The sequence below is a fragment of the Helicobacter pylori FD535 genome (assembly GCF_000296015.2).
GTDB classification, from domain to species: domain Bacteria; phylum Campylobacterota; class Campylobacteria; order Campylobacterales; family Helicobacteraceae; genus Helicobacter; species Helicobacter pylori_CT.
The window spans coordinates 1-18222 of record NZ_AKHP02000078.1 but is presented as its reverse complement, the minus strand read 5'-3'; the positions used below and the strand labels follow the sequence as shown (position 1 = coordinate 18222).

Here is an 18222-nt window from a genome sequence, read left to right as displayed (position 1 = left end):
TTGTTCTTTGATTGGCTCTTGTTCTTTGATTGGCTCTTGTTCTTTGATTGACTCTTCTTGCGTTTCTTCTTTAACTTCTTCTTGCGTTTCCAACTCTTTAGAAACTTCTTCACTTTTTGGGGTTTCACCCTCTTGCGTTTCTTCTTTAGGTTTTTCTTCTTCTTTTGGAGTTTCTTTAACCTCTTCTTTTTCTTCTTGATCGTTTAAAGTGGGGAGCAATTGCTCTTCATTGTTAGGCTCTTCTTTGGCTAGGGCTTCTAAATCGCCTAAATTTTCTAATTCGTCCCAATTGGTTTCTAAAACTTCTTGAGTGGGGTCTAAATTTTGGCTAGGCTCTAGCTCGCTTGCGTTAGAACCAAGCTTTTTTTGAAGGATTTTCAACATTTCAGTGGGTAAAAAAGGTTTTTGGATTTTCATCTCAAAGCCTTCCAAGAAAGGTTGCGCTTCATTGCCTTTTTTATACATGCACACGCTGTTTTTACTTTGAGAGATGGTTTCTTTTAATTCTAGCCAATCCACTTGGTCTAGTTTTTCCAAACATTCATCATCGGCTATCAAAACCCATTCTAGATCTTCTTTAAGGCGTGCGGATAACTCTTGATAGTGGTTAAAATTTTCCACAGACAATTCTAATTTCTTAGAAACACTCTCAAGCAACTTTGTGATCATGGGGTTTTGGTTGAATAGAATCATTTTCATTTTAGGGACTCCTTATTTGATAAGAAACGCTTCTTTAAGCCTATCCATTTTTATCGCTTTTTTTAAATCTTTTATTATAATCAAAAATCCACTTGGTTGGTTGTTTTTATCATGAGTGTAATTTAAAATAAGGATCATTTGATGTTAAACAAATTTAAAAAAATCGTTGGCGTGGGTGTGTTAGTGGGCTGTTTAGGGGTTTTGCAAGCTAAAAACAGCTTATTTGTCTTGCCTTATGAGCAAAGAGACGCTCTCAATTCTTTAGTTTCTGGCATCAGTAACGCCAGAGAGAGCGTGAAAATCGCTATCTATAGTTTCACGCACAGAGATATTGCAAGAGCGATTAAAAGCGTAGCGAGTAGGGGGATTAAGGTGCAAATCATTTATGATTATGAAAGCAATCACAATAACAAGCAATCCACTATTGGCTATTTGGACAAATACCCTAACACGAAAGTGTGCTTATTAAAAGGGCTTAAGGCTAAAAACGGGAATTATTACGGCATCATGCACCAAAAAGTAGCGATCATTGATGATAAGATCGTGTTTTTAGGCTCAGCGAATTGGAGCAAAAACGCTTTTGAAAACAATTACGAAGTGCTTTTAAAAACCGATGACACAGAGATTATCCTCAAAGCCAAGAGTTACTATCAAAAGATGTTAGAAAGTTGCGTTGGGTTTTAAAAGCCCTTTTAGAAGTGGTAATTATACCCCACATAAAAGGCAAAGACCCTACGCATTTGAACCTTGAGCGCGTCAGTGGTGTAGTATTTGTTATTAATGGTGGGGAATTTAAACCCGATTTCAAATTCATGTTCATCTACAAATAAAGCCTTGAGACCAAAGTTAAAGAGGAATTGAAAAGAGGTGTTATCAACCGCACTGCTGTTAGTGATGCCTAACAATTCCTGCCCTTTATTGCCAATATACCAGCTATTCCCCGCAATCGCAATCCCCCCAAAAACGCCAATATCCACGCTAATGTCATCTTGATAGAAACTCCCTTGGAAGAAATTCCACACCGCATCCACGCCCACGCCATAAGTGATCATGTTATTGCCGCCATAATAGCCTTTAGGGTATCTCATGCCATAGCCTTGCCAATCTAAAAAAGCAAAATAGCGCAAGCCCAAGATTTTATCCGGATGAAAAAAGTGGTTATAGCCCATGACTAATCCAATCCCATTAGATCCCATGTTGGTGAGCTTTTTAACGCTATTAACGCTAGTCATAATATTGGTGTAACCGGTTTGATAGTTAGTCACTTCTCTAACTTCATGGATATTAGTCATTAAATTGATAGACCCTGTTTGGTAATTGACTCCCATATACAAATTTTTTGTCCAAGAAGGCGCTGCGCTTTCTTCTTTAGCTACTAAGGCGTGTGTTAGCAAGCTTGCGCCAACTAACATTTTTAACAAGGTTCTCAATTGTATCTCCTGCAAGTTAAGTTTCATTATAAAGATCTAAATTTTACAACAACTTACTCAAAATTAAGCATTTATTCCTTATAAGAGAGTATAATTCAAAGCTTAAAATAACTCAAGTAAGGCTAGTGGATGAAAAAAGCGCTTTATTTAGGGGCTGTTGCGTTTAGCGTTGCATTCAGCATAGCATCAGCCAATGAGCCAAAAATTGATTTTAACCCTCCCAATTATGTAGAAGAAACCCCCTCTAAAGAATTTATCCCTGAATTGAACAAGTTGGGGAGTTTGTTTGGGCAGGGCGAGCGCCCCTTATTTGCGGACAGGAGGGCGATGAAGCCTAACGATTTGATCACAATCATTGTTTCTGAAAAAGCGAGCGCGAATTATTCCAGCTCTAAAGATTATAAAAGCGCTTCAGGGGGTAATTCCACGCCTCCAAGACTCACTTATAACGGGCTAGATGCAAGAAAGAAACAGGAAGCGCAGTATTTAGACGATAAAAATAATTACAATTTCACCAAATCCAGCAATAACACGAATTTTAAAGGCGGTGGCTCGCAAAAAAAGAGTGAAGATTTAGAGATTGTGTTGAGCGCTCGAATCATTAAAGTGCTAGAAAACGGGAATTATTTCATCTATGGGAATAAGGAAGTACTAGTGGATGGGGAAAAGCAAATCCTTAAGGTGAGTGGGGTGATCCGCCCTTATGATATTGAAAGGAATAACACCATCCAATCCAAGTTTTTGGCTGACGCTAAGATTGAATACACGAATTTAGGGCATTTGAGCGATTCCAATAAGAAGAAATTCGCTGCTGATGCGATGGAAACCCAAATGCCTTATTGAAAAGAGCAAAGCCTAGCATGAGAGCGATCGCTATTGTTTTAGCCAGAAGTTCCAGTAAAAGGATTAAGAATAAAAATATTATTGATTTTTTCAATAAACCCATGCTCGCTTACCCTATTGAAGCGGCGCTAAATTCCAAGCTTTTTGAAAAGGTGTTTATCTCTAGCGATAGCATGGAGTATGTTCATTTAGCTAAAAATTATGGGGCGAGTTTTTTGAATTTGCGCCCTAAAGTTTTAGCGGACGATAGAGCCACGACTTTAGAGGTGATGGCCTATCACATGAAAGAATTAGAATTAAAAGATGAAGATGTTGCGTGTTGCTTGTATGGCACTTCAGCGCTTTTACAAGAAAAGCATTTAAAAAATGCTTTTGAGATTTTAAAAGAAAATACGGATTATGTTTTCACATGCTCTCCCTTTAGCGCTTCGCCCTATCGTTCTTTTAGCCTTGAAAACGGCGTTCAAATGGCTTTTAAAGAGCATTTAAACACGCGCACGCAAGATTTAAAAACGCTCTATCATGACGCAGGATTGCTGTATATGGGGAAAGCTCAAGCCTTCAAAGAAATGCGGCCTATTTTTGGTCAAAATTCTATCGCTTTAGAATTATCGCCCTTAGAAGTCCAAGATATTGACACTTTAGAAGATTTAGAATTAGCCAAGCTCAAATACAGCCGTTTGAAAAACGCATGCCAGTAAAAATTCTGTGCGATTGTTTTTTAACAAGCGGTTTAGGGCATGTGAGGCGTTGTGAAAAAATCCTTTCTTTTATAGAAAAATTAGGGGTTAAAGCGGGTCTTTATTCACACAAGCAAAATAATATAAGCGCTTTTTTAGATAGCATTGGCAATGATGATTTTTTGATTACGGACAGCTATCGTTTAAATTCAAAGGATTTTTATCTTTTAAAAGAAAAAGCTAAAAGCCTTATGGCCATAGAAGATAAAGAGCATGCTAAGGGGTTTTACCCTAAAAACACCAAGATCCTAAATTTCACGCTGAACGCTTTAAAACACTACCATTATTTATCAAAAGATTATCAGTATTATTTGGGGGTGGGTTTTTACCCTGTTGATGTTCGCTTTGTCTATGAGCGCCCCATCAATACAGAAAATAAAGAAATGCTAGTCACTCTAGGGGGGAGCGAGCAAAAAATACTCAAAGAGATAGTCAAAATTTTAGAAAATAAAAGCATGCATTTGCATATCATTTCACCTTATGCTCCTAAAAATCCTCCAAAAAACACGCATTATTACAGCCATTTAAACCCTTTGGAGTTCAGTTCTTTGATGAAATTTTGCGCTTGCGCTATTAGCGCTGCAGGCCAAACCCTCTATGAATTAGCCCTTTCTCAAACGCCCTCTCTTATCATTCCCATTGCCTCTAATCAAATCATTCAAAGCCAAGAATTTGAAAATTCAGGCATCTTCAAACAAACGAGTTTAAAAACTTTAGCTAAAGATTTTGAAAAATTACAAATTCAAAAAAATCAAGCCTGGGCAAAAAACCTGGCCTTTGGGAGTGAGCTAGAGGGCGCATTAAGGGAGTTTTTAGAAATTTGAAAAAAAATTATTCTTATGGAAATACCCAAGCGATTGATTTCACCCATTTAAACGATGAAGAAAAGTTGTTGGTTTTAGAATTTCGTAACCACCCAAACACGGCCTTATGGATGTATAGCGCTTTCATTTCTTTAAAAACGCATTTGCAATTCATAGAAGATTTAAAAAACTCGCCCAACCACCGCTATTTTTTGTTTAAAGAAGAGGGCGTTTATTTAGGGGTTGGCTCTATCACTAAAATCAATTTTTTTCATAAGCATGGGTATTTGGGGATTTATAAAAACCCTTTTTTGAAAAATGGGGGAGAGATTATTTTAAAAGCCTTAGAACGCATCGCTTTTGAAGAGTTCCAATTAAATTCTTTGCACTTAGAAGTGATGGAAAACAATTTCAAAGCGATCGCTTTTTATGAAAAAAACCATTATGAGTTAGAGGGGCGTTTGAAAGGCTTTATCTCTAAAGAAAAGGAATTTATAGACGTTCTTTTGTATTACAAGGATAAGAAAGGATATAATGATCAATCCGCTCTAAAATTTTAGGATCAATTTCTAGTTTTAAATCCAATACGCTTAAGGGCAAATTGCAATCTTGTAATTTGACGAGATCTTTTGGAGTAACCAATAAGGAAGTGGCGTTATTTTGATGAAACTCTTTTTCTAAAAGCTCCAAATCAAAAAGGGCATGGTCTCTAAAATACAATTTTTTAATTACTTCTTTGGGTAAAAACGCATCAAGCCTGCTAGGATTAGCGATAGCCGTTACTAAAAGCATGCGTTTGGTGGGGCGAGAAATAGAGGTGATTCTTTGATAATCCTTATCTTCTGTAATGACTAAATGGGCTTCTTTATAGCTTTTGATGCTTTCTCTATACAACCCGCTGGGCAAACAAAAAGGGTAGTAGGGGGGGATTTTAGGCTTTAAAAGCAAATTGAATTGGTTGAAATTAAACCTAAAACCATCGTCTAAAAACACGATCTTTGCCCCCAATTCAAGGGCTTTTAAAACGCCTAGCTCTCTTTTTTCGCTCACAATCACGCTCGCTTGTTTTAAATTTAAGGCTAAAAGATAGGATTCATCGCCCGCTGTTTGTTGAGAAACTAAAATGTTTCCTTTAACGCTCACCACCACTAAGCCTTTAGAATCCCGTTTATACCCCCTAGAGACAACCGCCACTTCTTGGTATCTTGGAGCGGTTTCTAAAATAAAGGGCGTTTTACCGCTTCCCCCAGCGATCAAATTGCCTACGCTGATAAGGGGGATTTTAAAATCATGCTTTTTAGCCATTTTTCGTTTAAGGGTGGCGATGCCTTGATAGATTAAAGAAAAAGGATAAAGCGCGAAAATCAACCCCTTTTGCAAAAAAGTGGGGTCATAAAAATAGCGTTCTAAAAAGGGTTTATCGCTTTTCATTTGGGGTTAAATTGTTTGGCAATGGTGGGTAATTCTAATTTAAAAGCGTTTTTTTGGATACGGCTTATGATGTTTTTGATTAGAGCGCGATCATAGCCCAGATGAGCGAGCGTTTCTGCATCAATGGGCTTGTTTTTGAACAACGCTTCAATATCCTTCAATAAAGGATCGATCACGCTATAAGGATAGCCCAAATCTTTTTCATCGCTTTGCCCCACAAATAAATCCGCGCTAGGGGGCTTATTTAAAATCTTTTTAGGGATATTTAAATGGCGAGCGAGTTCATAAACTTCGGTTTTGAATAATTCCCCAATCGGGTTAATCGCGCACGCCAAATCCCCAAATAAAGTGCCATAGCCTAGCATTCTTTCGCTTTTATTGCTCGTGCCAATGACTAAAGAATCGCTTTTTAAAGAATAGTCGTATAAAAAAGCCATGCGCAATCTTGCGCAAAAATTCCCCTTTCTAGTAAGGCTTGCGTCTTTAAAATGAGAGCCAAAGATAGCGTCATAGGGAGCGATAGAATATTCTGTATAAGGGATAGAAAATGTTTCGCACAAATTTAGGGCGTCTGTTTTATTTTCTGGCATAGAAACTGAAGAGGGCATTAAAAGGGCATGAGCGTTTTCTTTAAAAACTTTTTGACACAGCACCCCAACGACCGCGCTATCTAGCCCCCCACTCAGCCCGTAAACGACTTTTTTAAAGCCCCGTTTTTGCGCTTCTTTTTCTAAAAAATCGCATAAATAAGCGATGAGTTTTTGGTAATCTTTTTGCATGCCTTAAATTATAATAGAAAAAACGCATCGTTTAAGTGAAAAATTAGCTTTTCTTGCTATAATCGTCGTTTCACTTCTTTAAAAGTGCTCGTAGCTCAGCTGAATAGAGCAACAGGTTGCGGTCCTGTAGGTCGGGGGTTTGAATCCCTCCGAGCACACCATTTCTTAATATTCTGCATGTTTTTAAACATTATCGCTCCCATTATGGTAAAATAAATACTTGCTTAAACACGCTAGGAGATTTGATTGTGGCATTACCCATTTATTATGATAAAGACATTGATTTAGGCGTTATCCAATCCTTACAAGTGGGCATTATTGGCTATGGCGCGCAAGGAGAAGCCCAAGCGCTCAATTTGAGGGACTCTAAAGTAAAAGCGCGTATTGGCTTGTATCAAGGGAGTTTGAGCGCTTCAAAAGCAAAGGCAGAGGGCTTTGAGGTGCTAGAAGTCAAGGAGCTAGTCCAAAATTCTGATGTGATCATGGCGTTACTTCCGGACGAATTGCATAAGGAAATGTTGGAAAAAGAAGTGATCCCTTTTTTAAAAGAGGGGCAAATTGTGGGCTTTGCCCATGGTTTTAGCGTGCATTTCAATCAGGTTGTTCTTCCAAAAGGCGTGGGTGCGATTTTAGTCGCGCCAAAAGGGCCTGGGAGCGCTTTAAGAGAAGAATACCTTAAAAATAGGGGCTTATACCATTTGATCGCCATAGAGCAAGAAAACTCAAAAAATAACGCTAAAGCGGTGGCTTTAAGCTATGCCAAAGCGATGGGCGGAGGGAGAATGGGGGTTTTAGAAACGAGCTTTAAAGAAGAATGCGAGAGCGATTTATTTGGCGAGCAAGCGGTTTTGTGCGGGGGGTTAGAAGCGATTGTGAGAATGGGGTTTGAAACTTTAATTAAGGCAGGATACCCTGAAGAATTAGCCTATTTTGAATGCGTGCATGAAGTGAAATTGGTGGCGGATTTATTGCATTATAAGGGGGTGGAGGGCTTAAGGAAACACATTTCTAACACCGCTGAATTCGGGGCGATTAAAAATAGAGAGCCTATGGGAAATCTGTTAGAAAAACGCATGCAAAAAATCTTAAAAAAGATTCAAAACGGCTCATTCGCTAAAGATTTTTTACTAGAAAAGAGCTTGAATTACCCCAGATTAAACACAGAGAGGAAAGCCCTTAAAGGAACTAAAATAGAACAAATTGGGGAAATTTTACGCGCCCCATTCAATCATAAAAAATAAATCATTAAATTAAAAGGAATCGTATGGCAATAGTAGTTACTATCACTTCAGGTAAGGGGGGCGTGGGCAAAAGCACCACCACGGCTAATTTAGCGATCGGCTTGGCTGAGAGCGGTAAAAAAGTCGTAGCGGTTGATTTTGACATAGGCCTTAGGAACTTGGATATGATTTTAGGCTTAGAAAATCGCATTGTTTATGATGTGGTGGATGTGATGGAAAAAAATTGCAACCTTTCGCAGGCTTTGATCACGGATAAAAAGACTAAAAACCTTTCTTTTTTAGCGGCTTCACAAAGCAAGGATAAAAATATTTTAGATAGGGAAAAAGTAGCGATTTTAATCAACGCTTTAAGGGCGGATTTTGACTATATTTTGATTGACTCTCCGGCTGGGATTGAAAGCGGTTTTGAGCATGCGATTTTGCATGCGGACATGGCGTTAGTGGTGGTAACGCCTGAAGTGAGTTCCTTAAGAGATAGCGACAGAGTGGTTGGCATTATTGACGCAAAGTCCAATCGGGCCAAAAGGGGCGAAGAAGTGCATAAGCATTTGATAATCAATCGCTTAAAACCTGAATTAGTGGCCAATGGCGAGATGATTTCCATAGAAGAAGTGCTTAAGATTTTATGCCTGCCTTTAATTGGGATCATTCCAGAAGATCACCATATTATTTCAGCGACCAATAAGGGCGAGCCGGTGATTCGCACGGATTGCGAGAGTGCGAAGGCTTACCAACGCATCACCAGAAGGATTTTAGGCGAAGAAGTGGAATACATGGAGTTTAAGGCTAAAAGAGGCTTTTTTAGCGCGTTAAAAGGGATATTTTCATGAGTTTGTTTGATTTTTTTAAAAACAAAGGGAGCGCGACTACCGCGACAGATCGATTGAAATTGATTTTAGCCAAAGAGCGCACTTTAAATTTACCCTACATGGAAGAGATGCGTAAAGAAATCATTGCCGTTATTCAAAAATACACTAAATCTTCAGACATCCATTTCAAAACTCTTGACAGCAATCAAAGCGTGGAAACGATTGAAGTGGAGATCATACTGCCTAAATAGTTAATCAACGAATGAAAAGCAATTTCCCATACAGCGCGCTAGAGAATATCCCTAAAGCCTTTGACATTCTCAAAGACCCCCCTAAAAAGCTCTATTGTGTGGGCGATATAAAGCTTTTAGATGCGCCTTTAAAAGTGGCTATTATCGGCACAAGAAGACCCACCCCTTATAGCAAGCAGCACACCATCACTCTAGCCAGAGAGCTTGCTAAAAATGGCGCGGTTATTGTGAGCGGAGGAGCGTTAGGCGTGGATATTATCGCTCAAGAAAACGCCTTACCAAAAACGATCATGCTTTCGCCTTGCAGTTTGGATTTTATTTATCCCACGAACAACCATAAAGTGATCCAAGAAATCGCGCAAAACGGCTTGATTTTAAGCGAATATGAAAAGGATTTTATGCCTATTAAAGGCTCTTTTTTAGCCAGAAACCGCCTGGTGATCGCTTTAAGCGATGCGGTGATTATCCCCCAAGCGGATTTAAAAAGCGGCTCTATGAGCAGCGCGAGATTAGCCCAAAAATACCAAAAGCCCTTATTTGTTTTACCCCAGCGCTTGAATGAGAGCGATGGCACTAATGAGCTTTTAGAAAAAGGGCAGGCTCAAGGGATATTTAATATTCAAAATTTTATAAACACCCTTTTAAAAGACTACCATTTAAAAGAAATGCCTGAAATGAAAGATGAATTTTTAGAATATTGCGCGAAAAACCCTAGCTATGAAGAAGCGTATCTCAAATTTGGGGATAAGCTTTTAGAATACGAACTGTTGGGTAAGATTAAACGTATCAATCATATCGTGGTGTTAGCGTGATTTTGGCATGCGATGTGGGGTTAAAACGCATTGGCATAGCCATGCTTTTAAACGGCGTTATTTTACCCTTAGAAGCGATTTTACGCCGCAACAGGAATCAGGCCTCTAGGGATTTGAGCGATTTGTTGAGGGAAAAAAACATTCAAGTGCTAGTGGTGGGCAAGCCCAATGAAAGCTATGCGGACACGAATGTGCGCATTGAGCATTTTATCAAGCTTGTGGATTTTAAGGGCGAAATCGTTTTTATTAATGAAGACAGATCCAGCATAGAAGCCTATGAAAATTTAGAGCATTTGGGTAGGAAAAACAAGCGGCTCGCTATTAAAGACGGCCGGTTAGACTCTTTGAGCGCTTGCAGGATCTTAGAGCGCTATTGCCAGCAGGTTTTGAAAAACCATTAGATCTGATTGTAATTTGATTATAATAAAGTCTAAGTTTTTTAATAAAGGGAGAAGCGTCATGCTGGAAAATTTCAAAAAAGCCATTTTTAGGGTTTTGTGTTTGTGTTGTGTGTTGATTGGGGGGGGGTTAATGGCAAAGCCAAACCCTGAAGAGCTTTTCAATTTGGGTATGCTGAGTTACGACAAGCAGGATTTTTCTAAAGCTAAGGGATATTTTGAAAAAGCATGCGATTTGAATAATGGTGGGGGGTGTAGTTTTTTAGGGGATCTATATAGAAGTGGGGATGGGGTGAAACAGGACTCAAAAAAAGCCGCTCAATTTTACTCTAAAGCATGCGAGTTAAAAGAGGGTTTGGGGTGTAAGGGATTAGGGGAATTATATTATTATGGAGAAGGAGTGAAAAAAGACTTTAAAAAAGCTCTTGCTCTGCTTGAGAAAGCATGCGATTTGAATAATAGTGGGGGGTGTGGTGCTTTAGGGATGCTGTATGAATATGGTCAAGGGGTAGAAAAAAACTTAACAAAAGCCGCTCAATTTTACTCTAAAGCCTGCAAATTAGGAGATCAAGAGACATGCGAGGCGCTCAAAGAATTGAAATAAGGGACAAAAGCATGCGATAGCCTCACCTAGAAACTATCCCACAAAAGCCCTATTTTAGGGGGTTAAGAGCATCGCCAAAATGCCCCCTATTCTTTTAAGAAGATATTTTACTAGAGAGTTTTAATCTTTTTTTGGTATTCTTTTAGGGGTCATTAGTCTTAAAAACTCTTTAAAAACGGATAACCATGAAAATTATGCATCGAGTCAGGGATTTTTTAGATTCTTGCAAACAAACGATCCAAAAAAATTCTAATGAAATCTTTCAAAAAACCAAACGAGCGCTTTTTAAAGAAGAATCTCAAAAAATCAGAGAGCAAGCGGTTAAAATCGTGGAAAAACGCTTGAAAGAAAAGGGTATGAAATTGAGCGATTTTAATGAAGAAGAATTGAAAATCATGTTTGAAGCGGAAGAAAAAAGGCTTTTAGAACAAATCCAGACTAAGCATTTTAAAGAAGTTTGGGAAAAGGGCGATAATGAGCAAGGAAAATAGCTTTATCTCTGGCTTAATGGGGTTTTTTAGCGAAAAGAATGAACGCTGGCTCTTAGCCCACAGGCACACGAGAGGGTTTGTGATCGTGGCGTGGCTTTTTCGGTTTAAAAGCATTGCGTTTTCTATTTTGATCACTTTGTTGGTGATTTGGGTGGATATTTGGGTGTATAGCGATGTGCGTCAGTTTTTATTGGACACTTCTAGCTCGTTTGTTTGGCTTTTAAGTGCTTTGTTGATCAAGTGGGGCGTGATTGTTTTTAGCGCGCGTAAATGCTATAAGTTCAGCCAAAAAATGTTTGCACTCATTCAAAGAAAAAGGCGAATCAGAGAGAATTTAAAAAACCGCTCCAATCCATTAGACACCAAAAATCCTCCTAAAGAAAGGCTCTCTAGCGTTACTGAAGAAATCATTTTAAAAAAACAAGAAGAATTACAGAGCAAAGAAACCCCAGAGAGTAAGCATGATGGAGAAAGGCTCTCTAGCGTTACTGAAGAAATCATTTCAAAAAAACTAGAAGAATTGAAAGCTAAGAATAATAAGGGGAATTAAAAAAGGCATAAAGGCATGTAGAAAACCTTAATTAAAAACCCCCCAAAGAGAATAACCAAAAAAATAATCAAAAAAATAACCAATCAGTGGAGGGTCAATCTTTCAAAAACGGCATGAAGCGTTGGGGCATGGGGGAAGTGATCTCATAGATCGCCCCCTTAAATTCAAATTCCAAACTAGAGGCATGGAGCATGAGCAATGGGGCATGATTCTCACGCTTCAATTGGAGGTATTCTCTCGCTTCTTCATCAGCCACCCCATAAAGCCCCTCGCCCACGATCCTATGCCCTATACTGCTCAAATGCAAGCGGATCTGGTGCGTGCGCCCGGTGAGTGGGGTGATTTTGAGTAAGCTTATATCCAAAAAAGGGTTATAGCTTAAAGGCTCAACAAGCGTGATTGAAGGCTTGCCTAAAGGGGAAATTTTAGATTTAATGCGCAAATCTTTTTGAATGTTTTGTGGCGTTAGAATGGGTTTGTCTATTTTCATATTTTTATCAACCCACCCATGCGTTAGTGCTAAATAAGTTTTTTTTACTTTTTTTTGCATGAAAAGCGCTTTTAAATCCTTAACGCTTTGTAAAGTCTTGCCCGCTAAAACCAATCCGCTCGTTTCATAGTCCAGTCTGTGGGCTGGGTGGGCGTTTTTGCCCAAATGCGATTGGATACAATCTAATAAGCTTTCATGGTAAAAATAGCCTTTAGGGTGGGTATAGACTTGAATGGGTTTGTCAAACACGCCAAAATCTTTCGTTTCAAAAACAAGCTCTCCTTGTTTTTCGTTAGGCTTGAAATGAATCAAGCTAACGATTCCTTGAATCATTTGAGATTTACGCACGGCTTGTTGGTTCTGTTTCAGGCGTTGTTTGTCAAGGTGTCGTTGGGCTTCTTTTAAAGAGCATTTTAAAACATCGCGCACAAAAAACAAGGCTTTGGTGGGTTTTAAAATTTCAAATTCTTCTTCAATAAAAGGCACTACAACAAACTTTTAACAAACATTTTAGGCTCATTAGAATACTCGTCTAATTCCACGCTAAAAATCGCGCTCACCTTTTCGCCCGCTTTCAAAAACCGCTCAGTGTTAAAATAAATAGCCTCTTTGACGCATTCTTTATCCTTAAAACGCAAAACCTGGTGGCTTTCTTTGATGATTTTTTCTTCTATGACTTCTAAATTTTGCGCTTGGAATAAAGGCTCAGGGTTTTCTTGCCCATAAGGTTCGCCCATTTCTATAATCTCTAAAAGCTCTCTGTCAATGTCTTTTAATGTTAGCGTTAAAGGGGGTTCTGTTTCACAAAAAGGTAAGACTTTAAAATCAAAATTTTCTAAAGTTTCAAAGAGCGAGATGATATTGTTTTTTCCAACGCTCAACCCGCAAGCTTGCCTATGCCCCCCATAGCCGAGCAACAAAGAAGAAACCCCATTCAAAGCGTCAATCAAATCAATATTTGAAGAGCTACGAGCGCTCCCTTTATACACCCCTTCTTTAAAGGTAAAAACCAGGCTTGGCTTTTGAGTGGCTTCCACTAATTTTGAAGCCACAATCCCAAGCACGCCCTCATGCCAATTATCCTTAAAAGCGATGATGATTTTTTCTCCAACCATCGCATGCTTAAAGGCTTCTTCAAAAACCTGCTGTTGGATCATTTTACGTTTCAAATTGCATGCTTTCAAGCGTTCATACAAAGAATAACCATCTTGAAAATTATTCGCGCTTAAAAAATCTAAAGCCATTTTAGCGTCTTGCATGCGCCCTGCGGAATTGATTAAAGGGGCGATGTTGAAAGAAATATCGCTCGCTTTTAAAGAGCGTTTTCTAAAAACTTCTCTTTGGCGTAAAAACCCCATCGCCCCTAAGGATTCTTTTTGCAAAAAATACAAGGCTTTAGAAACCAAAAAGCGGTTAAAAAAAGTCAAAGGCATCATGTCAGCAATAGTCGCCACGCCCGCTAAGCATAGCAACTCACTAGAATGGCTTTTTTCTTTTCCTAAAAGCTGATGGATCCCATAGCATAAATAAAACGCTACCAACGCCCCGCACACTTCCTTTTGGATAAAATCACAATCCGGTTGCTTGGGGTTGATCACCGCATAGGCGTCTGGAATTTTATCATGGTGTAAGCAATGGTGATCCGTAATGATAAGGGTGTAGTTTTTTTCTTTGCAAAATCGCGCGGCTTCAAAGGCGTTAATCCCGTTATCCACCGTGATGATTAAAGGGGCGTGGTGTTTTTCTAAAAATTTTTTAGAAATCCCATAGCCATCAGTGAAGCGATTAGGGATTGTAATGCGGACATGCTTGTAGTTTAGGCTTTCAAAGAATTTTGCCATGATAGCAGAGCTAATCACGCCGTCAGCGTCATAATCGCCCACCACTAAAATCTCTGTGTTTGCGCGCATGGCTTCTATGATTTTGAGCGCGGCTTTTTTCAAGTCTTTAAATAAAAAGGGGCTAGGAAACCCTTTTTTATTATAAGCGATAGAAGCCACTCGCTCCTTGATTTGAGCTTTAAGCTTTTGTTTCATTTTTTAGATTAGGATTTATGAAGAGCGCTCTTAATGAAATCCAAAATAATGGGGTTAGGGCTTTGCAACCTGGAGGTGAATTCTGGGTGGAATTGCACCCCCACAAAGAACGGGTGATCTTCTAATTCAATCGCTTCAATCAAATGATTCGCTCCAAAACCCACCACTTTCAAGCCCTTATTTTCCCACTCTTGGCGGTATTTGGGGTTGATTTCATAACGATGGCGGTGTCTTTCTTTAATGCTAGGCTTTTTATAAGCTTTTTCTAACAAGCTGTTTGGCACGATTTCGCATTCGTATTCCCCTAACCGCATGGTGCCTCCTAAAGGCGAATTATAGGTGCGCACCTGTTTTTGGTGGTTTTGATCTATAAAATCTTCAATCAAATACACCACAGGGTGTTCGCAGCGTTGGTTAAACTCTGTAGAGTTAGCCCCTTTTAAACCCAAAACATTGCGGCAAAATTCAACGATCGCTAATTGCATGCCCAAACAAATCCCTAAAAAGGGGAGTTTTTCCACCCTAGCCCTTTGAATGGCGCAAATTTTGCCCTCAATCCCCCTTTCTCCAAAGCCCCCAGGCACTAAAACCGCATCAACGCCATCTAAATTAGTCTTTTCATTAAAATTTTCGCTATCCAGCCATTCAATATTGACTTGCGTATCCAAATGCGCGCCCGCATGGATTAAGGCTTCGATCAAGGATTTATAAGATTCTTTTAAGCTTAAATACTTGCCCACAAAACCAATCCTAACCTTGTGTTTAGGAGCGATAATCTTTTCTACTAAAGTGTTCCAAGCCGCCATTTTGGGGTGTAGCTTGTTCAAATTAAAGCGTCTGGCAATGGGGGTTAAAATGCCTTCTTGCAAGAAAAGAATAGGGCATGCGTAAATGCTTTTAGTGTCTGTGGCGACAATCACGCTGTCTTGCTCCACATCGCAACTCAAAGCGATTTTATTTTTCAATTCTTTATCCAAAGGCTTAGGCGATCGCGCCAAAATGATTTGAGGGGTTACGCCAAGGCGCCGTAATTCTTGGACAGAGTGTTGCGTGGGTTTGGTTTTTAATTCGTTAGTGGTTTGGATATAGGGGATCAAGGTTACATGCACATTGATGACTTTTTCATTCCCTAATTCCAATTTAAGCTGGCGGATCGCTTCCAAATAAAACATGCCCTCCATATCGCCCACGGTTCCGCCCACTTCCACGATTAAAAAATCCAACCCCTTAGCCGCGCTTTTAATGCGCCTTTTGATTTCATCGGTTACATGGGGGACGATTTGAATGGTTTTGCCTAAATATTCCCCTTTCCTTTCCTTTTCTATCACGCTTGAAAAAATCTGCCCGGTAGTGAAATTGTTCAACCTTGTTAAATTCCTGTTCAAAAAGCGTTCATAATGCCCTATGTCTAAATCCGTTTCAGCGCCATCGCTAGTTACAAACACTTCCCCATGCTCTAAAGGGCTCATGGTGCCTGGATCAATATTGATATAAGGGTCAATCTTCAAAATGGAAACCTGGTAATTGCAATGCTGTAAAAGCGTAGCGATTGAAGAAGATGAAATCCCTTTCCCTAGAGAGCTTAACACGCCCCCTGTAACGAATATAAATTTGGCTCTATCCATTATGTCGTGTTCCTTTGATTTTTACTTCTCACATTGTAGTCTAAAAAGGGTTAAAAAGCTTTAAAAGAGGGCAAAAATTAAAGCGATTTCAAAAAAAAAAAAAANAAAAAAAAAAAAAACAATTTCAGTTTCTTATTAGCTAGGTTTGATTAAAATGAAAAGCTTTTATGTGTTTAAACTTCATTGTCTTTAAAACTTTTAAGAGCAATTTTAAAGTTCGTTGGCGTATAATATCAAGTTTGAATGAACTAACTAAAAGGGTTTTAAATAATGGCTGAAAATTCTTTCAAAAATGTTTCTACACAACCCAAAGTATTTTTCTTATTACCAGTTAAAACCCTGTTTCTTTTAGGGGGTGTTTTTAGTGCGTTTTTTATCCTTATTGTTGGCTTGGTTTTTTTTGATTACGCTCATTTAATGGACAATGCCATTTTTAGTTTGATGCGTTCAAACTCTTCTAACCCTATTTTAGATCAAACGCTCCAACGCATTGTTTTTTTAGGCTCTTCTCAATTCGTGTTGCCTTTGAGCTTGTTAGTGGGGGTGTTTTTAAGCTTGTATCGTAAAAATTTAGCGCTTGGGGTGTGGTTTGTGTTAAGCGTGGTCTTGTTTGAAGCCCTTTTAGAATCGTTAAAACACCTTTTGGCGCATTCCATTCAGTGGCTTTCGCATAGCGCTAATTTCCCTAACGCTACCGCGCTTTCTTTAACGCTATTTTATGGGTTGCTTGTTTTATTGATACCCCATTTGATCACGCATCAAACGCTTAAAAATGTTCTTTTTTATAGCTTATTTGGTTTGATTTTTTTAATAGGGTTGGTGCTGATTCTTTTAGGGGTTTCTTTTAGCAGTGTTTTAGGAGGGTTTTGTTTAGGGGCGTTAGGGGCTTGTTTTTCCATAGGGATTTATTTGAGCGTGTTTCAAGAGATCTAAGCGAATGGCTTAAGAGAATGAAAATTTTATCAAGGTTTTAATATTGGATTTAAAGGTATTATTGCAACGGATTGTTGATTTTTTCATCAAACTCAATAAGAAGCAAAAAATCGCCCTGATTGCAGCCGGGGTTTTAATCACGGCTTTGCTTGTGTTTTTATTGCTCTATCCCTTTAAAGAAAAAGACTACGCGCAAGGGGGTTATGGGGTTTTATTTGAAGGCTTGGACTCTAGCGATAACGCTTTAATCTTACAGCACCTCCAGCAAAACCAAATCCCTTATAAAGTCTCAAGAGATGACACCATTCTTATCCCTAAAGATAAAGTGTATGAAGAAAGGATCACTCTGGCTTCTCAAGGGATCCCTAAAACGAGTAAAGTGGGCTTTGAAATCTTTGACACTAAAGACTTTGGAGCGACTGATTTTGATCAAAATATCAAACTCATTCGCGCCATTGAGGGGGAATTGTCGCGCACGATTGAAAGTTTAAACCCCATTTTGAAAGCCAATGTGCATATTGCAATCCCTAAAGACAGCGTGTTTGTGGCTAAAGAAGTGCCTCCTAGTGCTTCAGTGATGCTCAAACTCAAGCCTGACATGAAGCTTTCACCCACTCAAATTTTAGGGATTAAAAATTTAATCGCTGCGGCTGTGCCTAAACTCACGATAGAAAATGTGAAAATCGTGAATGAAAACGGCGAATCCATAGGCGAGGGTGATATACTAGAAAACTCCAAAGAATTAGCCCTAGAGCAATTGCATTACAAACAAAATTTTGAAAATATTTTAGAAAATAAGATTGTCAATATCTTAGCCCCTATTGTGGGGGGTAAAAACAAGGTGGTCGCAAGGGTCAATGCGGAGTTTGATTTCAGCCAAAAGAAAAGCACTAAAGAGACTTTTGATCCCAATAATGTTGTAAGGAGCGAGCAAAATTTAGAAGAAAAAAAAGAAGGCGCTTCTAAAAAACAAGTCGGCGGCGTGCCTGGGGTTGTGAGCAATATCGGGCCTGTGCAAGGGTTGAAAGACAATAAAGAGCCAGAAAAATACGAAAAGTCTCAAAACACGACCAATTATGAAGTGGGTAAAACCATTAGCGAGATTAAGGGCGAGTTTGGCACTTTGGTGCGTTTGAATGCGGCGGTTGTGGTGGATGGCAAGTATAAAATCGCGCTTAAAGATGGGGCAAATACTTTAGAATACGAGCCTTTGAGCGATGAATCGCTTCAAAAAATCAACGCTCTAGTGAAACAAGC

At 39.1% G+C, this 18222-nt stretch carries 21 protein-coding genes, 1 tRNA gene and 1 pseudogene; 16 read left to right on the top strand and 7 right to left on the bottom strand.

What is annotated here, in order from left to right; translation table 11 throughout:
- Window positions 1–699: pseudogene (locus DV63_RS17445) on the bottom strand (hypothetical protein); the annotation flags it as partial.
- Between the two features lie 141 nt (window positions 700–840).
- On the opposite strand from DV63_RS17445, the gene DV63_RS17440 reads away from it, so the two are divergent.
- A complete protein-coding gene (locus DV63_RS17440) occupies window positions 841–1383 on the top strand; it encodes a phospholipase D-like domain-containing protein (protein WP_000932494.1) in 543 nt (180 codons plus the stop codon).
- 8 nt (window positions 1384–1391) lie between these two features.
- On the opposite strand, the gene DV63_RS17435 is transcribed toward DV63_RS17440, so the two are convergent.
- Complete coding sequence (locus DV63_RS17435; protein ID WP_017179713.1) at window positions 1392–2129, bottom strand: outer membrane protein; 738 nt, start codon at window positions 2127–2129, stop codon at window positions 1392–1394.
- Between the two features lie 129 nt (window positions 2130–2258).
- On the opposite strand from DV63_RS17435, the gene flgH reads away from it, so the two are divergent.
- Genes flgH through pseH form a run of 4 tightly spaced genes read left to right on the top strand, consistent with a single transcriptional unit; the run spans window position 2259 to window position 5075 of the window.
- Window positions 2259–2972, top strand: coding sequence for a flagellar basal body L-ring protein FlgH (gene flgH / locus DV63_RS17430; protein ID WP_000709982.1), 714 nt, complete (start codon window positions 2259–2261; stop codon window positions 2970–2972).
- A gap of 17 nt (window positions 2973–2989) precedes the next feature.
- On the top strand, window positions 2990–3673 hold the full coding sequence (gene pseF / locus DV63_RS17425; RefSeq protein WP_001201342.1) for a pseudaminic acid cytidylyltransferase: 684 nt from the start codon (window positions 2990–2992) through the stop codon (window positions 3671–3673).
- A complete protein-coding gene (locus tag DV63_RS17420; protein WP_001144439.1) occupies window positions 3664–4536 on the top strand; it encodes a hypothetical protein in 873 nt (290 codons plus the stop codon). The genes pseF and DV63_RS17420 overlap by 10 nt, the downstream gene beginning before the upstream one ends.
- Window positions 4533–5075, top strand: a complete 543-nt coding sequence (gene pseH, locus DV63_RS17415) for a UDP-4-amino-4,6-dideoxy-N-acetyl-beta-L-altrosamine N-acetyltransferase (RefSeq protein ID WP_000742667.1) — start codon at window positions 4533–4535, stop codon at window positions 5073–5075. Before DV63_RS17420 ends, pseH begins: the two co-directional genes overlap by 4 nt.
- Here pseH and DV63_RS17410 read toward each other — a convergent pair.
- Both DV63_RS17410 and DV63_RS17405 read right to left on the bottom strand, forming a co-directional pair.
- Window positions 5008–5946: a tetraacyldisaccharide 4'-kinase gene (locus DV63_RS17410; protein ID WP_000833866.1), complete on the bottom strand. Its 939-nt coding sequence runs from the start codon at window positions 5944–5946 to the stop codon at window positions 5008–5010. The two genes, pseH and DV63_RS17410, sit on opposite strands and share 68 nt — an antisense overlap.
- Window positions 5943–6725 (bottom strand): NAD+ synthase, encoded by a 783-nt coding sequence (locus DV63_RS17405; protein ID WP_001168219.1) that lies wholly within the window; start codon window positions 6723–6725, stop codon window positions 5943–5945. The genes DV63_RS17410 and DV63_RS17405 overlap by 4 nt, the downstream gene beginning before the upstream one ends.
- Before the next feature lie 84 nt (window positions 6726–6809).
- On the opposite strand from DV63_RS17405, the gene DV63_RS17400 reads away from it, so the two are divergent.
- From DV63_RS17400 to DV63_RS17365, 9 genes are all read left to right on the top strand, one after another.
- A tRNA-Arg gene (locus tag DV63_RS17400) sits at window positions 6810–6886 on the top strand.
- A gap of 87 nt (window positions 6887–6973) precedes the next feature.
- Window positions 6974–7966 carry a ketol-acid reductoisomerase gene (gene ilvC, locus DV63_RS0209615; RefSeq protein WP_001207543.1) on the top strand — a complete coding sequence of 331 codons (993 nt, stop codon included), beginning with the start codon at window positions 6974–6976 and terminating at the stop codon, window positions 7964–7966.
- A 23-nt stretch (window positions 7967–7989) separates the two neighbouring features.
- Entirely contained in the window at window positions 7990–8796 is an 807-nt protein-coding gene (gene minD, locus DV63_RS17395; RefSeq protein WP_001019092.1) for a septum site-determining protein MinD, read from the top strand.
- Complete coding sequence (minE, locus tag DV63_RS17390; protein WP_000051425.1) at window positions 8793–9026, top strand: cell division topological specificity factor MinE; 234 nt, start codon at window positions 8793–8795, stop codon at window positions 9024–9026. Before minD ends, minE begins: the two co-directional genes overlap by 4 nt.
- An 11-nt stretch (window positions 9027–9037) precedes the next feature.
- On the top strand, window positions 9038–9838 hold the full coding sequence (gene dprA, locus DV63_RS17385) for a DNA-processing protein DprA (RefSeq protein WP_000840074.1): 801 nt from the start codon (window positions 9038–9040) through the stop codon (window positions 9836–9838).
- Window positions 9835–10239 carry a Holliday junction resolvase RuvX gene (ruvX, locus tag DV63_RS17380; RefSeq protein WP_000599221.1) on the top strand — a complete coding sequence of 135 codons (405 nt, stop codon included), beginning with the start codon at window positions 9835–9837 and terminating at the stop codon, window positions 10237–10239. The genes dprA and ruvX overlap by 4 nt, the downstream gene beginning before the upstream one ends.
- Before the next feature lie 58 nt (window positions 10240–10297).
- Complete coding sequence (locus tag DV63_RS17375; RefSeq protein WP_020982507.1) at window positions 10298–10840, top strand: tetratricopeptide repeat protein; 543 nt, start codon at window positions 10298–10300, stop codon at window positions 10838–10840.
- Window positions 10841–11025: 185 nt separating this feature from the next.
- Entirely contained in the window at window positions 11026–11331 is a 306-nt protein-coding gene (locus tag DV63_RS17370; protein ID WP_000699941.1) for a hypothetical protein, read from the top strand.
- Window positions 11315–11881 (top strand): hypothetical protein, encoded by a 567-nt coding sequence (locus DV63_RS17365; RefSeq protein ID WP_000032366.1) that lies wholly within the window; start codon window positions 11315–11317, stop codon window positions 11879–11881. Before DV63_RS17370 ends, DV63_RS17365 begins: the two co-directional genes overlap by 17 nt.
- A 94-nt stretch (window positions 11882–11975) precedes the next feature.
- On the opposite strand, the gene DV63_RS17360 is transcribed toward DV63_RS17365, so the two are convergent.
- Genes DV63_RS17360 through pyrG form a run of 3 tightly spaced genes read right to left on the bottom strand, consistent with a single transcriptional unit; the run spans window position 11976 to window position 16032 of the window.
- Window positions 11976–12857 (bottom strand): RluA family pseudouridine synthase, encoded by an 882-nt coding sequence (locus DV63_RS17360; RefSeq protein WP_001115856.1) that lies wholly within the window; start codon window positions 12855–12857, stop codon window positions 11976–11978.
- A complete protein-coding gene (recJ, locus tag DV63_RS17355; RefSeq protein WP_020982506.1) occupies window positions 12857–14407 on the bottom strand; it encodes a single-stranded-DNA-specific exonuclease RecJ in 1551 nt (516 codons plus the stop codon). Before recJ ends, DV63_RS17360 begins: the two co-directional genes overlap by 1 nt.
- 8 nt (window positions 14408–14415) lie before the next feature.
- Complete coding sequence (gene pyrG / locus DV63_RS17350; protein ID WP_000373168.1) at window positions 14416–16032, bottom strand: glutamine hydrolyzing CTP synthase; 1617 nt, start codon at window positions 16030–16032, stop codon at window positions 14416–14418.
- 270 nt (window positions 16033–16302) lie between these two features.
- On the opposite strand from pyrG, the gene DV63_RS17345 reads away from it, so the two are divergent.
- A complete protein-coding gene (locus tag DV63_RS17345) occupies window positions 16303–16965 on the top strand; it encodes a phosphatase PAP2 family protein (protein ID WP_000829939.1) in 663 nt (220 codons plus the stop codon).
- A gap of 43 nt (window positions 16966–17008) precedes the next feature.
- A partial coding sequence (gene fliF / locus DV63_RS17340; RefSeq protein WP_020982505.1) for a flagellar basal-body MS-ring/collar protein FliF occupies window positions 17009–18222 on the top strand: 1214 nt, incomplete at its 3' end.